The organism is Sphingobium agrisoli, from assembly GCF_041877245.1.
Lineage (GTDB): Bacteria > Pseudomonadota > Alphaproteobacteria > Sphingomonadales > Sphingomonadaceae > Sphingobium.
Genome location: NZ_JBHDJI010000012.1, coordinates 31,158 through 46,745, shown reverse-complemented (window position 1 = coordinate 46,745; position 15,588 = coordinate 31,158). Strand labels below are relative to the sequence as shown.

General features: G+C 61.6%; 23 protein-coding genes, 1 tRNA gene and 1 pseudogene. 2 read left to right on the top strand and 23 right to left on the bottom strand.

The annotated features are described in order from the left end of the window. Positions 1-43: 43 nt before the first annotated feature. Positions 44-119, top strand: a tRNA-Lys gene (locus ACETPF_RS17300). Positions 120-266: 147 nt separating this feature from the next. Here the strand turns inward: ACETPF_RS17300 and ACETPF_RS17295 are convergent. Genes ACETPF_RS17295 through ACETPF_RS17285 form a run of 3 tightly spaced genes read right to left on the bottom strand, consistent with a single transcriptional unit; the run spans position 267 to position 1,857 of the window. Beyond that, positions 267-860 (bottom strand): hypothetical protein, encoded by a 594-nt coding sequence (locus ACETPF_RS17295; RefSeq protein WP_373935811.1) that lies wholly within the window; start codon positions 858-860, stop codon positions 267-269. After that, entirely contained in the window at positions 857-1,234 is a 378-nt protein-coding gene (locus ACETPF_RS17290; protein ID WP_373935810.1) for a hypothetical protein, read from the bottom strand. The genes ACETPF_RS17295 and ACETPF_RS17290 overlap by 4 nt, the downstream gene beginning before the upstream one ends. After that, positions 1,231-1,857 carry a hypothetical protein gene (locus ACETPF_RS17285; protein WP_373935809.1) on the bottom strand — a complete coding sequence of 209 codons (627 nt, stop codon included), beginning with the start codon at positions 1,855-1,857 and terminating at the stop codon, positions 1,231-1,233. Before ACETPF_RS17285 ends, ACETPF_RS17290 begins: the two co-directional genes overlap by 4 nt. Positions 1,858-1,981: 124 nt before the next feature. Here ACETPF_RS17285 and ACETPF_RS17280 point away from each other — a divergent pair, with 124 nt between their 5' ends. Continuing rightward, entirely contained in the window at positions 1,982-2,242 is a 261-nt protein-coding gene (locus ACETPF_RS17280; protein ID WP_373935808.1) for a hypothetical protein, read from the top strand. A 208-nt stretch (positions 2,243-2,450) separates the two neighbouring features. Here the strand turns inward: ACETPF_RS17280 and ACETPF_RS17275 are convergent, their stop codons facing one another. The 20 genes and pseudogenes from ACETPF_RS17275 to ACETPF_RS17180 all read right to left on the bottom strand — a co-directional run bounded on the left by ACETPF_RS17275 (position 2,451) and on the right by ACETPF_RS17180 (position 15,524). Further along, positions 2,451-3,059: a hypothetical protein gene (locus ACETPF_RS17275; RefSeq protein ID WP_373935807.1), complete on the bottom strand. Its 609-nt coding sequence runs from the start codon at positions 3,057-3,059 to the stop codon at positions 2,451-2,453. A 185-nt stretch (positions 3,060-3,244) separates the two neighbouring features. After that, positions 3,245-3,418 (bottom strand): annotated as a pseudogene (locus ACETPF_RS17270) (IS1595 family transposase); the annotation flags it as partial. 284 nt (positions 3,419-3,702) lie between these two features. Further along, positions 3,703-5,832: a phage tail tape measure protein gene (locus ACETPF_RS17265; RefSeq protein WP_373935806.1), complete on the bottom strand. Its 2,130-nt coding sequence runs from the start codon at positions 5,830-5,832 to the stop codon at positions 3,703-3,705. Between the two features lies 1 nt (position 5,833). Beyond that, positions 5,834-6,286, bottom strand: a complete 453-nt coding sequence (locus ACETPF_RS17260) for an HK97-gp10 family putative phage morphogenesis protein (protein WP_373935804.1) — start codon at positions 6,284-6,286, stop codon at positions 5,834-5,836. Beyond that, positions 6,283-6,690 (bottom strand): hypothetical protein, encoded by a 408-nt coding sequence (locus ACETPF_RS17255; RefSeq protein ID WP_373935803.1) that lies wholly within the window; start codon positions 6,688-6,690, stop codon positions 6,283-6,285. Before ACETPF_RS17255 ends, ACETPF_RS17260 begins: the two co-directional genes overlap by 4 nt. 14 nt (positions 6,691-6,704) lie before the next feature. Then, positions 6,705-7,355: an HK97 family phage prohead protease gene (locus ACETPF_RS17250; RefSeq protein WP_373935802.1), complete on the bottom strand. Its 651-nt coding sequence runs from the start codon at positions 7,353-7,355 to the stop codon at positions 6,705-6,707. Next, entirely contained in the window at positions 7,352-7,921 is a 570-nt protein-coding gene (locus ACETPF_RS17245; RefSeq protein WP_373935801.1) for a hypothetical protein, read from the bottom strand. The genes ACETPF_RS17250 and ACETPF_RS17245 overlap by 4 nt, the downstream gene beginning before the upstream one ends. After that, positions 7,887-8,390, bottom strand: a complete 504-nt coding sequence (locus tag ACETPF_RS17240; RefSeq protein ID WP_373935800.1) for a hypothetical protein — start codon at positions 8,388-8,390, stop codon at positions 7,887-7,889. The genes ACETPF_RS17245 and ACETPF_RS17240 overlap by 35 nt, the downstream gene beginning before the upstream one ends. A gap of 2 nt (positions 8,391-8,392) precedes the next feature. Continuing rightward, positions 8,393-8,713: a hypothetical protein gene (locus ACETPF_RS17235; RefSeq protein WP_373935799.1), complete on the bottom strand. Its 321-nt coding sequence runs from the start codon at positions 8,711-8,713 to the stop codon at positions 8,393-8,395. Further along, positions 8,703-8,948: a hypothetical protein gene (locus tag ACETPF_RS17230; protein WP_373935798.1), complete on the bottom strand. Its 246-nt coding sequence runs from the start codon at positions 8,946-8,948 to the stop codon at positions 8,703-8,705. The genes ACETPF_RS17235 and ACETPF_RS17230 overlap by 11 nt, the downstream gene beginning before the upstream one ends. Further along, complete coding sequence (locus tag ACETPF_RS17225) at positions 8,938-9,300, bottom strand: P27 family phage terminase small subunit (protein WP_373935796.1); 363 nt, start codon at positions 9,298-9,300, stop codon at positions 8,938-8,940. Before ACETPF_RS17225 ends, ACETPF_RS17230 begins: the two co-directional genes overlap by 11 nt. A gap of 113 nt (positions 9,301-9,413) precedes the next feature. Beyond that, positions 9,414-9,716, bottom strand: coding sequence for an HNH endonuclease (locus tag ACETPF_RS17220; protein WP_373935795.1), 303 nt, complete (start codon positions 9,714-9,716; stop codon positions 9,414-9,416). Next, positions 9,713-11,797 carry an AAA family ATPase gene (locus ACETPF_RS17215; RefSeq protein ID WP_373935794.1) on the bottom strand — a complete coding sequence of 695 codons (2,085 nt, stop codon included), beginning with the start codon at positions 11,795-11,797 and terminating at the stop codon, positions 9,713-9,715. The genes ACETPF_RS17220 and ACETPF_RS17215 overlap by 4 nt, the downstream gene beginning before the upstream one ends. Continuing rightward, a complete protein-coding gene (locus tag ACETPF_RS17210) occupies positions 11,794-12,024 on the bottom strand; it encodes a hypothetical protein (RefSeq protein ID WP_373935793.1) in 231 nt (76 codons plus the stop codon). The genes ACETPF_RS17215 and ACETPF_RS17210 overlap by 4 nt, the downstream gene beginning before the upstream one ends. After that, complete coding sequence (locus ACETPF_RS17205; protein WP_373935792.1) at positions 12,017-12,205, bottom strand: hypothetical protein; 189 nt, start codon at positions 12,203-12,205, stop codon at positions 12,017-12,019. Before ACETPF_RS17205 ends, ACETPF_RS17210 begins: the two co-directional genes overlap by 8 nt. Next, positions 12,198-12,374 (bottom strand): hypothetical protein, encoded by a 177-nt coding sequence (locus ACETPF_RS17200; protein ID WP_373935791.1) that lies wholly within the window; start codon positions 12,372-12,374, stop codon positions 12,198-12,200. The genes ACETPF_RS17205 and ACETPF_RS17200 overlap by 8 nt, the downstream gene beginning before the upstream one ends. A 4-nt stretch (positions 12,375-12,378) precedes the next feature. Continuing rightward, complete coding sequence (locus tag ACETPF_RS17195) at positions 12,379-12,567, bottom strand: helix-turn-helix transcriptional regulator (protein WP_373935789.1); 189 nt, start codon at positions 12,565-12,567, stop codon at positions 12,379-12,381. A gap of 67 nt (positions 12,568-12,634) precedes the next feature. Then, a complete protein-coding gene (locus ACETPF_RS17190; RefSeq protein ID WP_373935788.1) occupies positions 12,635-13,135 on the bottom strand; it encodes a hypothetical protein in 501 nt (166 codons plus the stop codon). After that, positions 13,128-14,357, bottom strand: a complete 1,230-nt coding sequence (locus ACETPF_RS17185) for a tyrosine-type recombinase/integrase (protein ID WP_373935787.1) — start codon at positions 14,355-14,357, stop codon at positions 13,128-13,130. Before ACETPF_RS17185 ends, ACETPF_RS17190 begins: the two co-directional genes overlap by 8 nt. Before the next feature lie 408 nt (positions 14,358-14,765). Beyond that, positions 14,766-15,524: an IclR family transcriptional regulator domain-containing protein gene (locus ACETPF_RS17180; protein ID WP_373935786.1), complete on the bottom strand. Its 759-nt coding sequence runs from the start codon at positions 15,522-15,524 to the stop codon at positions 14,766-14,768. Positions 15,525-15,588: the final 64 nt, after the last annotated feature.

The window sequence follows — 15,588 nt, the reverse complement described above, 5'->3', positions numbered from 1 at the left end:
CCATCGCCCCGCCCCCCTCTACGGGATCGACCACCCCGTTTGCGGGCCCTTAGCTCAGTCGGTAGAGCAACTGACTTTTAATCAGTAGGTCGCTGGTTCGAATCCAGCAGGGCTCACCAAAAATCAATGACTTAGCGTTCGATTGGGCAAGGCATAGCCGTAATAGGTAACGCGCAAGGTAACGGATTGTTCTGACGCACCCTTGGAATAGCATGCGCCCCGAATCTAGCGAGACGGGGCGCAGGGTGTTGCCATGATGGCAATTGCTACAGGACCCCAATCGCCTCCATGCTGATCGAAGCAAGGACGGGCGCGATACTCCCGCTGCTGTCGCCCTGGCGCTTCACGATCATCCGCAGCTTGTGGGCGATGATGTCGGGGTCACGAGACGGATGGGCCACGATAGCCCGGATGCTCGCCGTGTGAGCGGAGCAAGCGGCGCTATAGCGGGCCTCAACATCGGCAAGGCCGGTCTGTTCGCGAAGTCTCTCCCGGATGGTCTCGCGCTCGTCTCGCATAGCTTGATTTTCGGCATTCCACGTCCTGATTGCCGCTTGCGCGCGGCGCTCCAGTTCGTCGGCGCTTTCGCCTTCTACATCAGGGATCGTTGGAAGCCGGCGATGGGCATCAAACCGGCGCTGCCAGTCCGCTTCGGCTGCTTCACATGCGGCAAAGAAGCGATCGTCGGCTTGTTCCTGCTCCAGCGCCATCAGGTCGAAGGCGGCGGACAGGCGGCGTTCCTCGGCCAGCAGAGCCAGCCAGTCGGGATGCTGGGTTGCGGGGATGGCGGCAACGGCCGGGGCTGCGATGGCGACCGGCGCGAGCGCGGCGGCGGTGATGAAGGTGCGGCGGCTGGTCATGCGCTTAGCCTTTCGTCATCTGCTTTCATGGCAGCGGAAACGTGGGCGGGAATTTTATGCCCCTTCATCACTCGCCGTTTCCAGCGCGCTTCCTTTTCAGTGGGTGCGGGGATGAGGCACTGAGCCTCTACCGCCGCTCGATAGGCGCAATATGCTTCGAGACAGTCGGTGTGACGGGGATCGTGTCGGCCTGCATCCCGCAGGTTGAGGGCGATGAGCTTGTGCAGCGCCGCCGCGCGCTCGACCCGCTCCATCATGCGGCACCAAACCGCCACGTCTATCTGCACCAGCCACTTGCGAAACTGTGGCGTGTCGGCCTGCTCTTCATGGGCCGGGATCGGCGCAAGAAGTTTCGCGATGAACGCGGTCGTCATGCCACGTCCTCCCCATTGAGCCGGCGCACATCGAACAGGACATTCGCGATCTGGCCGGGTTCAAGAACGCAGTCGGCGGCGAGCCACTGATAGTGGCGCAGCTTCCATGCGACGGCGGCAAGGTCGGGAGCGGGGAGGCATAGCAAGGCGTCCTCTGCTTCCGTGACTGCATCAAGGTCGCGGTCGGCCTTCTCTTTGATCTGGCACAGTTGGTCGGGCAGCGGCGAAGCGATATATGCCGCGTATTTCGCTTTAGCCTCTTCGATCTGCGGGCGGATGAACAGCCACATATCGACCGGCTCGGCGTCGTAGTCCGCGAAGTCCTTGGGCCAGATGACATATTCGGCGGCATGGCCGCTCTTAGCGACGTGGGTGATCCGATAGGGCGGGCAAAGGCCCTTCGCCGCCTCGGTTGCCGGCGCACAGACAGTTTCATACCAATGATCGAAAGCGCCCTTCAACGCCTGATAGTGGGCCAGCGCCGCGTCCCATGCGGCGGCATCGGCAGACGGGGCGCAGACAAGCCCGGTTGCCGCGCTGGCGGCGGTAGGGGCTGCGATGATGATGGGTAGTATGGCGAGCGCGCGCATTGCGTCGCGCCGCGAACCGTGTAGTTCGTGCATAGCTGTGCCCTTCTCATACAAGGGTTGCGGTTAGGCCCGACTTTGCGTTGGCGCGCTTAGTCGGGCCGCTTGACTATTGGCACGGCTTCCAGCATGGTGTCAAGCACGGTCAACAGCATGGTAGATGAAAATGGCAGGCCCTTTTTCCGACAGCCTGAAGGTTCGAGAAAATCGTCTCCGTGAAGCAGCTAAGCGTCAGCGGGCTTTCTTGAAGAAATCTCGAACTCGCGATCCTCGAGCGATCGACTATGGCGGCTACATGCTGGTCGAAGGCGACAGCAATTCGGTCTTAGTTGGTGCCGAACCATACCCCTTCAGCGCGGACTTGGACGAAATAGAGACTTGGCTGAATCGATCTGTTGTCGGTCAAATTGAATTTGATTAATTTTGCCTGTTGCAAGAATTCATGACAAGTGAACAATACTTAGAACGGGAGGTCTCGTTGCGTTTCCGACTTACTTATCAAGGTCCGCTTTTAGCCGAAACGAATGGCAAATATATTGTTGAGTGAGCATCATATATGTGCGAATCCGATCAGCGATAGGCCGGCCTAGAAGGCGCAATAACCCGCGAAATGATCGACGCAGGGGAGGCTATTCTAGAGGTTTACGCAACTCACTTTGAGACACGAGCCTTAGCATCGATGGTTTATACTTCCATGAAATCGGCGAAAGGTCGCGCTCTAGAGATTGAAGGACGTGGCCACAATTAGGATGCCCGCCAAGGCGATGGGCGGCAGTGTTAAGGTCATCGCCTGCGTACGCAACGGATTCCATTTCGAAAACATAGACCTTGGGTTCGCGGATATTGCGCGTCGTCATGGTATCTACTAGCTGCCAACTTGCGCCGGACCCCTCGTAGGCAGGGACTAATTGCTGATGGGCGATTTTATCCCGTAGGTCTTGGATGTGGCCGATGTGAGAGAAGACTGCCGAGGCAAAATCGAAAGTGCGCTTGTCCACTTGCTCGGTCGTCGCCAGTCGCTTGATTGTGTCGCGTGACTGAGAAAACCTCATACCTCCGTAAATGGCGCTCGATAGGGCCAACCGCTCGCTATCGGCTAGGTCGCCCATTTTGTCCGCTAGGTGCAGTTTGAGAATTGCGGCCAAGGCTCCTTCCAGTCGTGCAAACGTGATAAAGAGGTGCCCGATAGCCAGGCAGAGTTCCTGATATTCGCGCCTCAACTTTTCTGGAGTGTCCAATATTAAATCCCGATCCCGAAACCTACTCCGAAGCGGAGACGGAGGCTCGTCGAGAGGCGGCGCTGAAACGCATGCTAACCACCCCCCACAAGCCGCATAAGTCTAGCGGGAAGCGGCCTAAAGAGTCGAGTCAATCGAAGTAGCGTTTTCGCTTCTCCCCGCACTTGCGGGGTATGTGGGCCGTCTTAGGCGGCGAGTTTGTCAGTCCGCCGATACGTGAGGCGCTTGCTCACGATCCCATTCAAACCCTCGACGGCGCGCTAACGATCATTCCCGCCCAACGCTACGCGATTGTTATGGCGGAATTCAAATTCAGCCAGATAGCGGTGCAAATGCTGCTCTCCGCAATGCTGGCAGACGCGGCTTAACGATGCCCTGCGCGGGGTAGAGGTGGCATAGGCTGTCTGGAGCGGGATATCCGAAGGTATGGACATGACGCAAATCTGCGTCATCTCCCAAGGCGTCGAGCATCGTGCGGATATCGCGCAGAACCTCTGCGTAGCTGGAAACGATTACGATCTTGGTCCCGATTACGTCGAGGCATTTTCCGCAGAAGGCGACCCTTAAGCGGTCATCACCTTCACCGCCGGTGGTGTAAATTGCCGATCAGCTTAGCCGCCCGCACTGTCTGGTCGCGTCTGGATTACGGGAACGCCTTTGCCTGTTTCCGATGAATTGCGATCTGCGCGCCCGTCGATCCCATGCTTGCCCCCTTGTTCGCCGCTATCTCCATCCCCTCTGCAACCCACTGGCGCACGGTAGAAGTCAGCACCGCGTCTTGCGCGTTGATGATGACGGTATTGCCGCCGCGCGCGCCCATATCGTTCGCCGGGTTGACGGTCACTATCTCGCCCGCGCTCACGCGCGCAGCCGGTAGCCCGTTGATCGACAGCAAGTTGCGGTCAATGCCTGGATTACCGCCGACACGGATCGACCCGCCATTGGCGAAACCGGGCGTTCCGCTGCCGCTGAAGCCGCCGAACGCTTTGAACGCGGTCAGGCCAAGATTCACAATGCCACCGATGATGCCGCCCGTCTTGCGCCCGAATATCGACTGAAAGATGGACGTGATGCCTTGCCCCATCTGCATGATCGCGTTGCCGGTATTCATTGCCTGCTGCTGCGTCTGTTGCAGCGCCGGGATGATGTCGCGGCCGATCGCGTCGGCAATGGTGGCGAAGGCGTCGCCCGTCTTTGTCCCCATGCGCCCGAACGTCTCACCAAGGGACGCGGCAAGCCCCTGTATGCGCTCCAGCCGGTCGATCGGCATAGGCACCCCCGGCAAGGGCTGTAGCTCGCCCGGAATGGTCGAATCCGGCCGATCCAGCGTCGGGAAATTCTCGGCGTCCATGGCTGCGCGCGCTTCCGCCAGCTTTTGCGTCTGGCGGATAATCGCCGCCGTGCGAACGTCCGGGTTTAGGCTCTTGTCGGCCTCCAGCGCGGCCAGCTTTTCCAGCTCTTCCCGGTAGGCTTTGGTGGCGGGGAATAGGCCATCCATGATCCCGGCGACGCGCTCTTGCATCGCCCGAAAGGCTTCTTCCGCCTTGCTGGTCGCGTCGGTCACTGGCTTGACCATGACAGCATCGAGGCGGGCAAATTCCGCCTGTATGCCGTCAACTAGATCAGGCACCCAGCTATGGCCGACGACCTTATCCCATAGATATTTGAACGGCTCGACCAGCGCCCGAACCTTGCCGCCGACCCAGTCGAGGATTTTGCCCATCTTGTCGCCAAGCCAGTTTTTGACGCCATTATAGAGGCTCTGGATTATCGGGCCGATCTTGTCCCAATTCTTCCAGACCAGCCAGGCCGCGCCGACTGCCGCCGCGATCAGGCCGACAGGGCCGGGGATGAAGCGCAAGAGCGGCAACAGCTTGCCTACCACGCCTACCATGCTGCCCAGCCCAATGAGGGTAGGGCCAAGCGCCGCGGCAAGCCCGGCAATGCCGACCGACCATTTCACCAATTCGGGGTTGGACTTTGACAGGTTGCCGGCCCACTCCGCGACCTTCTCGACCAGTTTAGTCAGCTTCTCCAGAAGCCCGGACTTGACTACGGCGATAGTGAGTTTCTGGAACGCCTGCTCCATCTCCAGATTGGCGTTGTTGTATTCCTTCAGCCGCTTGGCGTCGTCGGGCGATATGATCGCCGCCTTCTCGCCCATCTCCCCCATCAGCTTGCCGTTCTGCGCCAGCAGCGGGATCAACTCGGTCGCGTCGGACGCCAGCGCCTCCATGTAGAAGGTCATCTGTTGCTGAGACAGCCCGGCTTGCGACAGCGCGTTGTAATAGGCTTGCAGCGCTTCCGGGCCGGACAGCTTCTTGAAGGCGTCGGCGGTCAACCCGACCTTAGGCGCGACATTGGTGAAAAAGTCCTTCAGTTCCCCGCCCCCGGTCGCGGCGAACTCTCCGAAGCGTTCGGTCGTGTCCTTCAGAATGTCGGTCAGCTTGTCGCTTTCGACGCCTACGGACTTCGCCGCGAACGCCATTTTCTGAAACCCCTCAAAGGTCGCGCCCGACAGGGCGGCACTCCGCTCGATTTCCTTGACGCTGGCGGCGATGTCGCGCGCGCTGCCGATAAAGGCGGCCGTGATGCCGGCAAGGGGGGCCGTGATGCCGATCGACATTTTCGCGCCGATGCCGCTGATCTTGCCGCCCACGCTGGAGAATGTCTTTTGCATCCCCTGTAGCTTGGCGGTTGCCCGATCGACGCCCTTGGTGAAATTCGCCGACTCGAAAGTCAGATTGGCGAATAGAGACCCCACGCCTGCCATGTCACTTGCCCTTTCCGCGCTTCGCCGCTCTCGCGGCCGTGCGCTCTATCTCGCCCTTAAGCTCTTTCGTGATGGTCGACAGGACGCCCATTTTCTCGGATTCCCATGCCGGCCGCATGAACGGTTGCGGCGGGTTGGAGAACGTCCCCCATTCCTGTAGCTCGCCCCGGTGCGAAAAGCGGGTATCCGGGCCGACGAACAGCCGCACTTGTGATTTCGGGTTGTTCGGGATGCCGGGGATCTTCCCCTCATGGATGCCGCCCTTTTGTGTCCCCGATATGGTGATGCTGTCCGCCAGCCCCCCGGTATCGACAGGAGCCAGTTGCCAAGCCTTGTTCTTCACCGGCTCCAGCGCCTTGCGACCGACGCGGCGAAGCACGCTCTTGCCGGTCGTCTGTTTCAGGTCCGCAAGCGCGCGCTCTATGTCGCCAAAGCCGGTGCAGGTGAATTTCACGCCGCCGCTGCCTCGGTGCCATCGGCAAAGAAATGCGGGCTGGCCTCCATCGCCTTGCCGACAATATCCATGGTCGCCTCAAGGCCGATCGCATCGATAAGCCGGTTGGCAAGCCGCGCCTGTTCGGCAGGGTCAGCCGTGACGTTCGCAACCCGGCCCAGCGCCGCACTTAGACCCAGGGTAATGTCGGCAATCCGGGATTGCGGATGATGCTCGACCAGCAGCGCAGCGACCAGCTCGCGCACATGCTCCAGCTTTGGCTTGTCCAGCACGTCCTTAAGCTCTGCGACCGGAACGCCAATGGCCTTTTCCAGATAGATCAGGGCGGCGATGCCCAGATGCATCGTATAGGTTTCCGCGCCGATTTTGACCGTGACCGGCGCGGGATTCTTCTTCGTGACCATATCCTTATCTCCTTTTAAAATTGCTGCGGCGCTGCGCGATTGACCGTTGCACTCAAACCATGACCGCCCCTCCGATCGCGCTTCCCGTTGTTGGCCCCGCCGCGTGGGCCGCAAATGCCGGGGCGGTTTTCAAGTAGATCATTGACGGCGGCAGGCGCGTTCCCGGCTGCCCAGCCCTTTGCCCAATCACGCGCCAGCGGGCGCATACGGTGCGGCAGGTCATCATGAAGGACGTTGCCCAGCCAAACCGCCGTCGCGTTACAGGCGCCTTCCGGGCAGACAGATATTTCCCCGACAAGCGCGCTTTCGATAACCTTGACCCGCTCGCCCTCGATCGTCGCGAAGTGAGAAACCTCATTCTGAAATTCGACGCTGCACTGGTCATAACAGCCATCGCGAACGCCCGCGATCAGCCCGGCGGAATGATTGTTCATGGGTAGGCGCGCCTCGAAGGCAAGGCCGCGTGCATCCTGCCATAGGGCCAGGGTCTTGCGGCCAGTGCTGGCATATTGCAGCCCCCGGTCATGGGCGAAGATAAGCGGCGTCGTGGCGGCGCTCAGGCGGAACGCGCCCGGCTGGACATAGTAGGGCAGCGTGCAGCCGGTGCGCGCGTCTCCCCTGACATTGAACAGGGCGGCATAGCCGTGGAGGATATAGTCGCTCATCCGGCATAGCCCTTTGCGCGGGCCAGCCATGCCGCTTGTCCAAGGTCGGCGTCGCTCAGCACCATGGGCGGGGTGAAGTCCTGTAAGCGCTGGTCGTAACCGGCATCGGATAGCTGCGCCCGGACCTCCCTCTCCGCGTCGATCGCGCGGCGCAGCCCTTCCATGGCCGCGACGATGCCGGCAACTGCAAGCCGATGGCGAGGCAGCAGGGCGAAGGCGGCGGCGCTGGAGGCGTCTGCGCGTATCTCGCGAAGCCGGGCGCGCTGCATGGCGATGGCGCGCTTGAACGCCCCCAGCCGGTTCCGCAGCTTCGTGGCGCGGGCCTGCATATCCTCAACGCCAATGTCGGGTGCATCGTCCCCGTCGATAAGGCGCAGCGCGGCGGCATCCTCGCTCTCGCGTTCAGCGATCAGGGCAGCGGTGATTTCCGCCTCAAGGTCGAACAACTCGCGCTCGATCGCGTCGCGGCTTTCCTTGAGCCGGCGCAGCGTCCCCTCCGCCTCGGCATGGGCGGGGTGTGTTCCTACAGGTTCAATTTCGGTCGTGTCGTGGGGTGCGGTTGCCATGCAAATCTCCTTCGCTGCCGGAAGATTCGCGCATGACGTTGGCCATTTCCATAGGATCATGGCCAACTATTCTGCGGACCTGTCTCGCGCTCGGCACCTTTGCAGGAACAGCCGCAATAGCAGCCAGAAACTCCCGAATTGTGCCCGGAGACACCGCTTCCGCTGGAGACAGCGCACGGTCATGCTCAAAGGCGGGCGTCGCGGCATAGCGCGTCCAGTCGCGTGCGATGCGCTGCGCGGCATCATTGTCGGAGAGGCGTCGATAATGTCGCTGGCGAAGTGCTCGCAGCAGTTCGTCGCGCCGCGCGGTCCTATCTGCGGATGCCGGGAACACGAAGATGTCTCGGGGGTCCGCACCAGCCATGATCGCCGAAAGCCCCGCCGCCACACGCATCGCCGAAGGCGACCGGATGCTTGCCAGCGCAATAGCTGCTTCGCGCAGATCGGCCAAGGCGAGCGGCGACGACATGCTTAGCAGTCAATGGTCCCGAACTCGCGCAGCGCCCATGGCTCTTTCGGGTCGCCGTGATGCGCGCGGGCGCACTGGATTTCATGCTCGCTGCGCTGGTCCCACGCCGCCAATACCTGCGCGCTATGGCGCTCCCAATCGTCCGCCATCTCGGCAAGGACGGCCATCTGCACCGCTTCCGACTTGTCGCGCCAGAAGCCATCGCCATACGGGCCTAGATAGCCCTCGCCATTGAAAAGGCACGTCCCCGGCCCATAAAGCAAATCTTCAAGGTGTCCGCTGGTCAGGGTGCGGCTTTTGTCGCGGCGTCGCTTAATGGGCATGGTGTAGTTCCTCCTCGATTTCGTTTCTCAGGCGCACCGCAAGCGGCCAGGTCGCCGCCCCGGCCGTGTTTTCGGGCCATGGGCAATCGCCCTTGGCGTCCAGCGGTGAATCGGTCCAAGGGCGCAGGTTGAGCGCGTGGTGCAGCGCTTCCCGGTCTCCAGCGATGTATGCCGCCACCACGGCGGGCGTGATCGCGTGCGGGTTTGCTTTCGCCTTCCGGCGCTTAATCGGCATGTGGGTTTCTCCGGTTGGATTGAAGGGCAGGCGGGCGCGGCGCTTCACTCGGCGCTCCCCCGTCAAGGTCCAGCTCGCGGACCAGCCGGGCAAAGGCCGTTCGGGCATCCCGCTCCATCGCGACGCAAGGGTGTGCACGGATAACGCCCCGCTCGTCGGTGAAGGTCAGGCCGCCATGGTCCTTGAGCGCTTGGCGGGCCTGCTGCATCCGATCCCATGCCTCACAGGCGGCGCGCAGCAGGCGCAGGTGATGCGGCTCAAGGGAAAACTCTTTCACCACCGCCGCCCACCATTCCCGCGCCTCGGCGGTCAGGTGATCGGGGGGTTGGGGTAGGTTGGACTTAGGTTTCATGTCGATCCTTTCACGCGCGGAACTGTTCGGGGCACCGTTCATGCTAAGAATGGGCCCACTCCGGTACGGGGGGCGCAGGTCTGTAGATATCCGAACGCCCCCCCCCGCCCCGGTCATTCGGGCCATCCATCAAGAGCAATGCGCGGCTTGAACCTCACGCCTCGGTCGGCCGCGTCCTTCGCGTCGGCGCAGTCGCGGCATAACCACTGATAGTTCGACCGATCCCCGCTGCCTCCCTTGGCGAGCGGGATGATATGATCTGCGATGCAGCCTATGGTCGTGCGCCCATTGCGGGTGCACTCTTCGCAAAGGATAACCTCGCGCTTGAGTTGCTCGCGTATGCGTTGATGCTCGCGACCATAGCCGCGCTCGGCTGCGCTCTTGCCGCCATGGTCCCATGATTTGCGCCGTGTCATGGCCGGTCGCTCCAGCCTATGACATTGCCGTCCGCGTCCAGGCCATCGTCATCATGCGGGGCCGGGAAGATCGGGCGCGCTATGGCCGCCCCATTCTTTTCTTGGGAGGGCGCGGCGGCCCCGTGGGCCGCGCCCGGTATATATTTATATATAGGGTGTGTGTGCGCGCGGGGTTGGCGCGGCGTTGGCGCGGGGTCAGCGCACCGTGTCGGCGCGGGGTCAGCGCGGGGGGTCGGCGCACTCTGCGCGGGGTCGGCGCAAGCTCGGCGCAACCCGAATTTATCCTTGCGATCCTCCCTCCACAGGAACCCGCGCTCGATCTCACCGATGCGGAAAAGGCGATCCATTGCAGCCTCGAGGCGCTTGATGCCGACGCCCTTCGACTCCGGCATGTCCGCAAACACCTTGGGGGCATATGTCTTGGCCGACGCCCCATTTTCCGAAACGGCGCGCTCCTGCCCATTCCGCACGTCGAGACAATTCAGGAATAGGTCGTTGTCATAATTGGCCTGAATGGTCGCGGCGATCTCAGCCCGTGTGTCAGCGGGAAGATCATCATCGCGCACCAATGCGAAGTCATGCCAGCGGAAGCGGATTTCTTGCCCCTGCCGCGCGTAGTTCGCCTTGCCCAGCGTAAGGACGCGCTCATCCGGGTCAATGCTGCCCTCGGGCCGCTGGAGAACGATTTGTGAGCGGACAGCATTAAGCCAGGCCGTCGAGCCGCTATAGGTGTCGCCTGCCTTGTTCGTATGAGCGACAAGGATGATCGACGCGCCAAGGTCGCGGCACAGACTGTATAGCAGGTTGACGAATGCCGTTACCTGCTGCCGGTCATTCTCGTTGCCGGCGAACAGGTGCGCGGCATTGTCGAGCACGATCAGCTTAGCGCCTGCCGCCTCGATCGTGGCCCTTAGCACGTTGAAGGCCGGCGCTGGTCGCAAGCGCCCCTCCGCGTCGAAAGTCGCCAGCGCATTGCCCAGACGCCCGCGAAGGCTGGCAAGGTGCAGCTTCCCGGTTAGGTCGGCCATCCGCACGCCCAAGGCGCGGCAGATATGTTGCTGCATCCAATGAAGGCGGTCGTCGTCATCTTCTGCCGTGATGTAGAGCGTGGCGCACTGGCGGACCTCTTGCCCCAACATCGGGACGCCAGCGGCGCAGCATGTGGCGAGCTGCTGCCCGAATGTGGACTTGTTGCCGCCGCCCGCGCCGGTCGCAAGCGTTACCTCATCGGCAGGGATGAAGCCGGGCATGATGAAGCCCTTGGGCGTCGCGGGGATAGTGTCCCATAGCGCCAAATCGGCCAGCGGGAAGGTGACGGCGGGCGGGTTTAGCTGCTGCTCGACCAGCGCCCGCAAATCGTCTGCCGTGCCTCTCCAGTCGATGATGTCGCCCTTGGGCGGCAGGCCAGGAAGATTGAGGACATGAGCCGTGCATCCCGCGCCGGCCAAGTCTTTTGCGGCTCGATCGGCAAAGCCCCGCCCCTCGTCATCATTGTCGGGCAGGATGATGACCGTGCGCCCCTCCAGGGCGTCGGCATAGTCTCTGCGCCAGCCCTTGGCACCGAACGCTACTGCCGTCGCCGTGAAGCCCCACGATGCCAGCTTGTCAGCCTTCCGCTCGCCTTCGACTAGATAGACCGGCTGGTCGGCCTTGGTGGCTATGATTTCAGGCAGGCGGTAGATGACACGGCGAGCATCACCCATGCCGTTGATCCAGCCGCCACGACCATTCGGCCGCTGCGCTTGGAACCGCTTCCGCTTGCCAGCCTGCTCTATACGGACGGTGCGATAGAGGACCGCACCATCGGCATCGGCATATTCATAGTGGCCCGTCTCGCGGGGTGCAGAGACGTTGTCGTTCGCGCGCTCGCGCTCCGGCAATAGGCCGACGCGCCGACACTCATCTTTCAGTTCGCGCCAGTCGGCATTGTTGAAGCTGTGGAAAACAACATCGCGCCCGCCATCGGTATCCTTCACCGTCACCCCGCGATCATCTGCGCTGTGACCGGGAGCCGGGAGCGATCCATAGGAGCCGTGCCATTCGCCCTTGAAGTGGCGGGTGATGTCCTGCGCGAGGGTCATGCAACCCTCCCTTCCGGGAGGCAGCTCACCAAGGGCAACCCCAGCCTATTTCCCATGCTAATGAACCGGTCCCACGCCTCATCGTGATAATCGCAATATTCGATGGTATCCGACAGCGGCAGGGTAGTGCCGTGTGCTTGGATGCGATATTCGTCAAACGCCCAATCCCACGACAGCGAGACATGAGGCCGGGTGCGCTCAACGGGAAAGCGGATGACCTTACCCATGGGCGGCCTGCACCTTGTCGATGATCGGCCAGCCATGTGCCGCGCTTCGTGCACGCGCGCAGGCCAAAGCGTCGGGATAGGCACGAAACTCCAGCGAGGGCCAGGCGATGCTGCGCGGCTCGAACGTGACGACATAGCGCCCGCCGAAGACGCATTCGCTCATGACGATGGTGTCAGGCATTGCCACCCCCGAAGGCGAGCGGCGCAATGAGCGCTGCCCTGTTGGCCGGAAGGGAGAGACGGGCCGCAAGGTATTGGACCTGAAGCGGGATCGTGCTATGTGCGTCAATGTCGCTGCCCGGCTGACATTCGACGCCTTCGCCCTTACGGGCGGGGGCGTTTCGCTTCATGGCCTTACGCCGCCTCTCGCGCGGCTATGCGGCTGGCAATCCACATATCAATGTCGTGAACGGGCCACGCAATGGCGCGGACGCCTATCTTGACCGGCAGGGGAAACTCTCCCCGTGCCATGTCTTCATAGATGCGGCTTCGCGATTTACCGGTGCGGCGGATTACCTCAGGAAGCCTTATCAAATTCTGCATTGACCATCTCCAACATCGTGGGATGGCTCGGCAATTTACGCACGACTATGGGATTGTCAGCAAATGGTTACTCCGCAGAGTTCGGCAACTCTGTGGAGTAGAGATTAATTAGATGCGCGAAGAGGTCGAAACCCGGAGCTGATGTGGCACTATCGAGCTGTTCACGGATGAGCTTATGTGCTTTGGTGACCGACGTTTTGCCGACTTGGAAAATTTCACAGGCGTCCTCAATGATGCCAGCGTAGGCCCCTCGGGGGGATCGCCTAATTTCCCGCTCAACCCAAATCCCCATTACTTCCATTCGATGATGCTGCTCGGACCATTGTTTCCATCCACCTGGCCGATTTGAACGGCCGATGGCTTGAAGGCGAAACGGGGTATAACCTTCGTTGCTGTCAAGCATATCTGCTATTTCAGCAGCCAAGGCGGGCTCAAGGTAATGGCCCGCTCGAATATATGCCGCGAGCGGCTTCATGTCGCCATTCGCGAGGCCGTCCGCCACTTTCCCGGCGAAGTCCTTCTGTTCCTGAGGCCAGGTTTCGTATTGCGTGGGGTCATAATTACCCATGGAGCGCCACCACATTACCGCGGACCTTGCCCTTCACGATGTCCGCCAGCTCGCCGGCCCACTTATCCAGCGCGTGCCGCTTTTCAGCCGCGAAGTCGTGGCGCTGGTAAACGCCTACGATCCCGGCGCGCGATCCCGACACATGATTCAGGACGGCTTCCGTCACCTCCAGGCGGATGCCCAGCCGCTGCATGTTCGTCGCCACCGATCGCCGGATGTCGTGCAGGGACCAGTCGGCCACCTCCCGCTTGAGTTTCACCGCCACCGCCGCGCGCAGCCGATTCACCGCCTTTGAGATGCCGGATGCAGCATTGTCAGGGTTGCCCGACGCAGGGAATAGCTTGTCGCTCCCCGCGATCTTCGGAACGGCCTTCACCACCTCGATTGCGTCGCGCGACAGCGGGATCGCGTGCGGCTGGCCGTTCTTCGCCCGATCGGCGGGGATGGTCCAGACTTTCCCCTTGATGTCGAACTCGGACCATTCCGCTTCAAAAACTTCGGAGCGTCGTGCGCCGGTCAGGATCAGCAGCTTGATGCTTGGTCCCCATGGTGACGGCTGTGCATCTGCCACTTGCCAGAGCGCCCGCAATTCCTCCGCGCTAAGAACGCGGTCCCGGGACTTTGGCTTGCCGGGCCGGCCGGCGTCGCGGCAGGGGTTTGACGGCAAGCGGTCCAGCCGGGGCAGCGCCCAAGAATAGAAGGCCGATAGCTGGCTGTGGACGGCGCGGGCCATGACGGGCGCGTCGGCCGCAATGTCGTCAATCAACCGGGTCACGTCGCCCCGCGTGATCGCGTCCGCCATGCGGTCGCCGATTGTCGGCAGAATATATTTGTCGAATATGCGCTCAACCTCACCGATGGATCGCAGGTTGGCCTTGGCAGCCTTGTAGGCCGGCCACATGCCCCGCACGGTCTCAGCCCCCTTCCCGCCCCGCCTGGGCGTTGCCAGCGTCGTTGTAGGGTCTTGGCCCGCCTCTATGTCGTTCAGCACCGTGCGCGCCTTCTTGCGCGCCTCGGCAAGGCCGAAACGGGGGCCATAGCGCCCAATGGTGATATTGCGGATGCGCCCGCCGATCCGCTTGCGAACAATGAATGTCTTTGCGCCCGATGTGCCAATCCGCAGGCGCAGGCCCGGAACCTTGCCGTCGCTCACTTCCGCCTGCCCCGACGCGGGCGGCTTCATCCCCTGAATTTTCGCGTCGGTCAAAACGATGGCCTGCATCACTGTTCTCCGCTCAGTGGGTCGTCCGGCCTGTTACCTTAGGTAACAGTTTGGCCCGGATACCCCCGTATGTCACGGGATGATACAGGACATAGAAATGGCAGAAATGCAAGCGTTATGGGATAGCGCTGGACGTTGCGGAACACCCCTGCCTATAACTTTTAATCAGTAGGTCGCTGGTTCGAATCCAGCAGGGCTCACCACATATCAGCGCCTTGGTGCGGATCAGCACCGTCGTCTCCCGTCGTCTTGGTTTCCAAGTCGACCGGCATGCAAATGCGCCACCTGATCTCCGGTGGGTTGGCAAGGCAATCGAGAGGGATGGATCGCGCGCCGGGCCGGGTCCGTTCGGCAAAATCTGGCATGATCGCGATGCGCCACCTGCTTGCTGGCGGATGGCGGGTGCCCTTACACATGTCGCTCCATGGCAGAGATATTGCGCGCAGCTTGTTTCAGCTTGGGCAAAAAGCGCGTCCGTAGCAGAGGTATAGTGACGCGGCTGACTTGCGTCCCGATGTTGATGGCTGCAACGACGCCTTTGCGTCCGATGACCGGAACGGCAATGGATCGCAGGTTTATCTCCAACTCCTGATCGACCAATGCGAAACCTTCTTCGGCCACCTGCTGGATCACATCTTCCAGCCGCGCGACATCGGTGATGGTGTGGGGGGTGAGCGGGAGAAGCCTTGTCTTGCGGAAATAGCTGCGTCGATCGTCGGGCGACATGGCCGCGAGCAACACGCGCCCCATCGACGTCGCGTAAAGTGGCAAACGGCTACCAGCGCGCAGGGCAATCGAGATGATCCGGGACGCTTCGGCTCGGGCCACATAATAGACCTCGTCCTCCTCAAGCACGCCGAGCGAACAGGATTCCTGAAGCGCGTCGCGCAGTTCATCCAGGATCGGCTGCGCCTTCGATACCAGCGTGGTCGAAGAGAGATAGGCATAACCCAAGGCCAGGGTCTTGGGGCGCAGACTGTAATTCGCCCCGTCCTGCGCGGCATATCCCAGTTGCGCCAGGGTATGGAGGCACCGCCGTACGGATGCGCGGCTGAGACCCGTTTCCTGACTGGCCTTTCCAATGGTCATCGGCTGTTGACTGTCAGCAAAGCAGCGCATCACGGCCAACCCTCTGGCGAGCGATTCCATAAAGTCCGGATCCTTCACCCTTCAGTCTCCTCGCTGCTTTGCGTCGTCCGATAATCGCACAATAGTTCGTTTATCGGTTGAC

Bases quoted from the DNA above. Each gene is read 5' to 3' on its own strand.
- ACETPF_RS17200 (WP_373935791.1), bottom strand. From the start codon at position 12,374: ATGAAGCGAAACGCCCCCGCCCGTAAGGGCGAAGGCGTCGAATGTCAG.
- ACETPF_RS17220 (WP_373935795.1), bottom strand. From the start codon at position 9,716: ATGACACGGCGCAAATCATGGGACCATGGCGGCAAGAGCGCAGCCGAG.
- ACETPF_RS17205 (WP_373935792.1), bottom strand. From the start codon at position 12,205: ATGCCTGACACCATCGTCATGAGCGAATGCGTCTTCGGCGGGCGCTAT.
- ACETPF_RS17245 (WP_373935801.1), bottom strand. From the start codon at position 7,921: ATGGCAACCGCACCCCACGACACGACCGAAATTGAACCTGTAGGAACA.
- ACETPF_RS17255 (WP_373935803.1), bottom strand. From the start codon at position 6,690: ATGGTCACGAAGAAGAATCCCGCGCCGGTCACGGTCAAAATCGGCGCG.
- ACETPF_RS17235 (WP_373935799.1), bottom strand. From the start codon at position 8,713: ATGCCCATTAAGCGACGCCGCGACAAAAGCCGCACCCTGACCAGCGGA.
- ACETPF_RS17190 (WP_373935788.1), bottom strand. From the start codon at position 13,135: ATGGGTAATTATGACCCCACGCAATACGAAACCTGGCCTCAGGAACAG.
- ACETPF_RS17290 (WP_373935810.1), bottom strand. From the start codon at position 1,234: ATGACGACCGCGTTCATCGCGAAACTTCTTGCGCCGATCCCGGCCCAT.
- ACETPF_RS17285 (WP_373935809.1), bottom strand. From the start codon at position 1,857: ATGCACGAACTACACGGTTCGCGGCGCGACGCAATGCGCGCGCTCGCC.
- ACETPF_RS17280 (WP_373935808.1), top strand. From the start codon at position 1,982: ATGAAAATGGCAGGCCCTTTTTCCGACAGCCTGAAGGTTCGAGAAAAT.
- ACETPF_RS17295 (WP_373935811.1), bottom strand. From the start codon at position 860: ATGACCAGCCGCCGCACCTTCATCACCGCCGCCGCGCTCGCGCCGGTC.
- ACETPF_RS17240 (WP_373935800.1), bottom strand. From the start codon at position 8,390: ATGTCGTCGCCGCTCGCCTTGGCCGATCTGCGCGAAGCAGCTATTGCG.
- ACETPF_RS17215 (WP_373935794.1), bottom strand. From the start codon at position 11,797: ATGACCCTCGCGCAGGACATCACCCGCCACTTCAAGGGCGAATGGCAC.
- ACETPF_RS17195 (WP_373935789.1), bottom strand. From the start codon at position 12,567: ATGCAGAATTTGATAAGGCTTCCTGAGGTAATCCGCCGCACCGGTAAA.
- ACETPF_RS17265 (WP_373935806.1), bottom strand. From the start codon at position 5,832: ATGGCAGGCGTGGGGTCTCTATTCGCCAATCTGACTTTCGAGTCGGCG.
- ACETPF_RS17230 (WP_373935798.1), bottom strand. From the start codon at position 8,948: ATGCCGATTAAGCGCCGGAAGGCGAAAGCAAACCCGCACGCGATCACG.
- ACETPF_RS17185 (WP_373935787.1), bottom strand. From the start codon at position 14,357: ATGCAGGCCATCGTTTTGACCGACGCGAAAATTCAGGGGATGAAGCCG.
- ACETPF_RS17210 (WP_373935793.1), bottom strand. From the start codon at position 12,024: ATGGGTAAGGTCATCCGCTTTCCCGTTGAGCGCACCCGGCCTCATGTC.
- ACETPF_RS17250 (WP_373935802.1), bottom strand. From the start codon at position 7,355: ATGAGCGACTATATCCTCCACGGCTATGCCGCCCTGTTCAATGTCAGG.
- ACETPF_RS17225 (WP_373935796.1), bottom strand. From the start codon at position 9,300: ATGAAACCTAAGTCCAACCTACCCCAACCCCCCGATCACCTGACCGCC.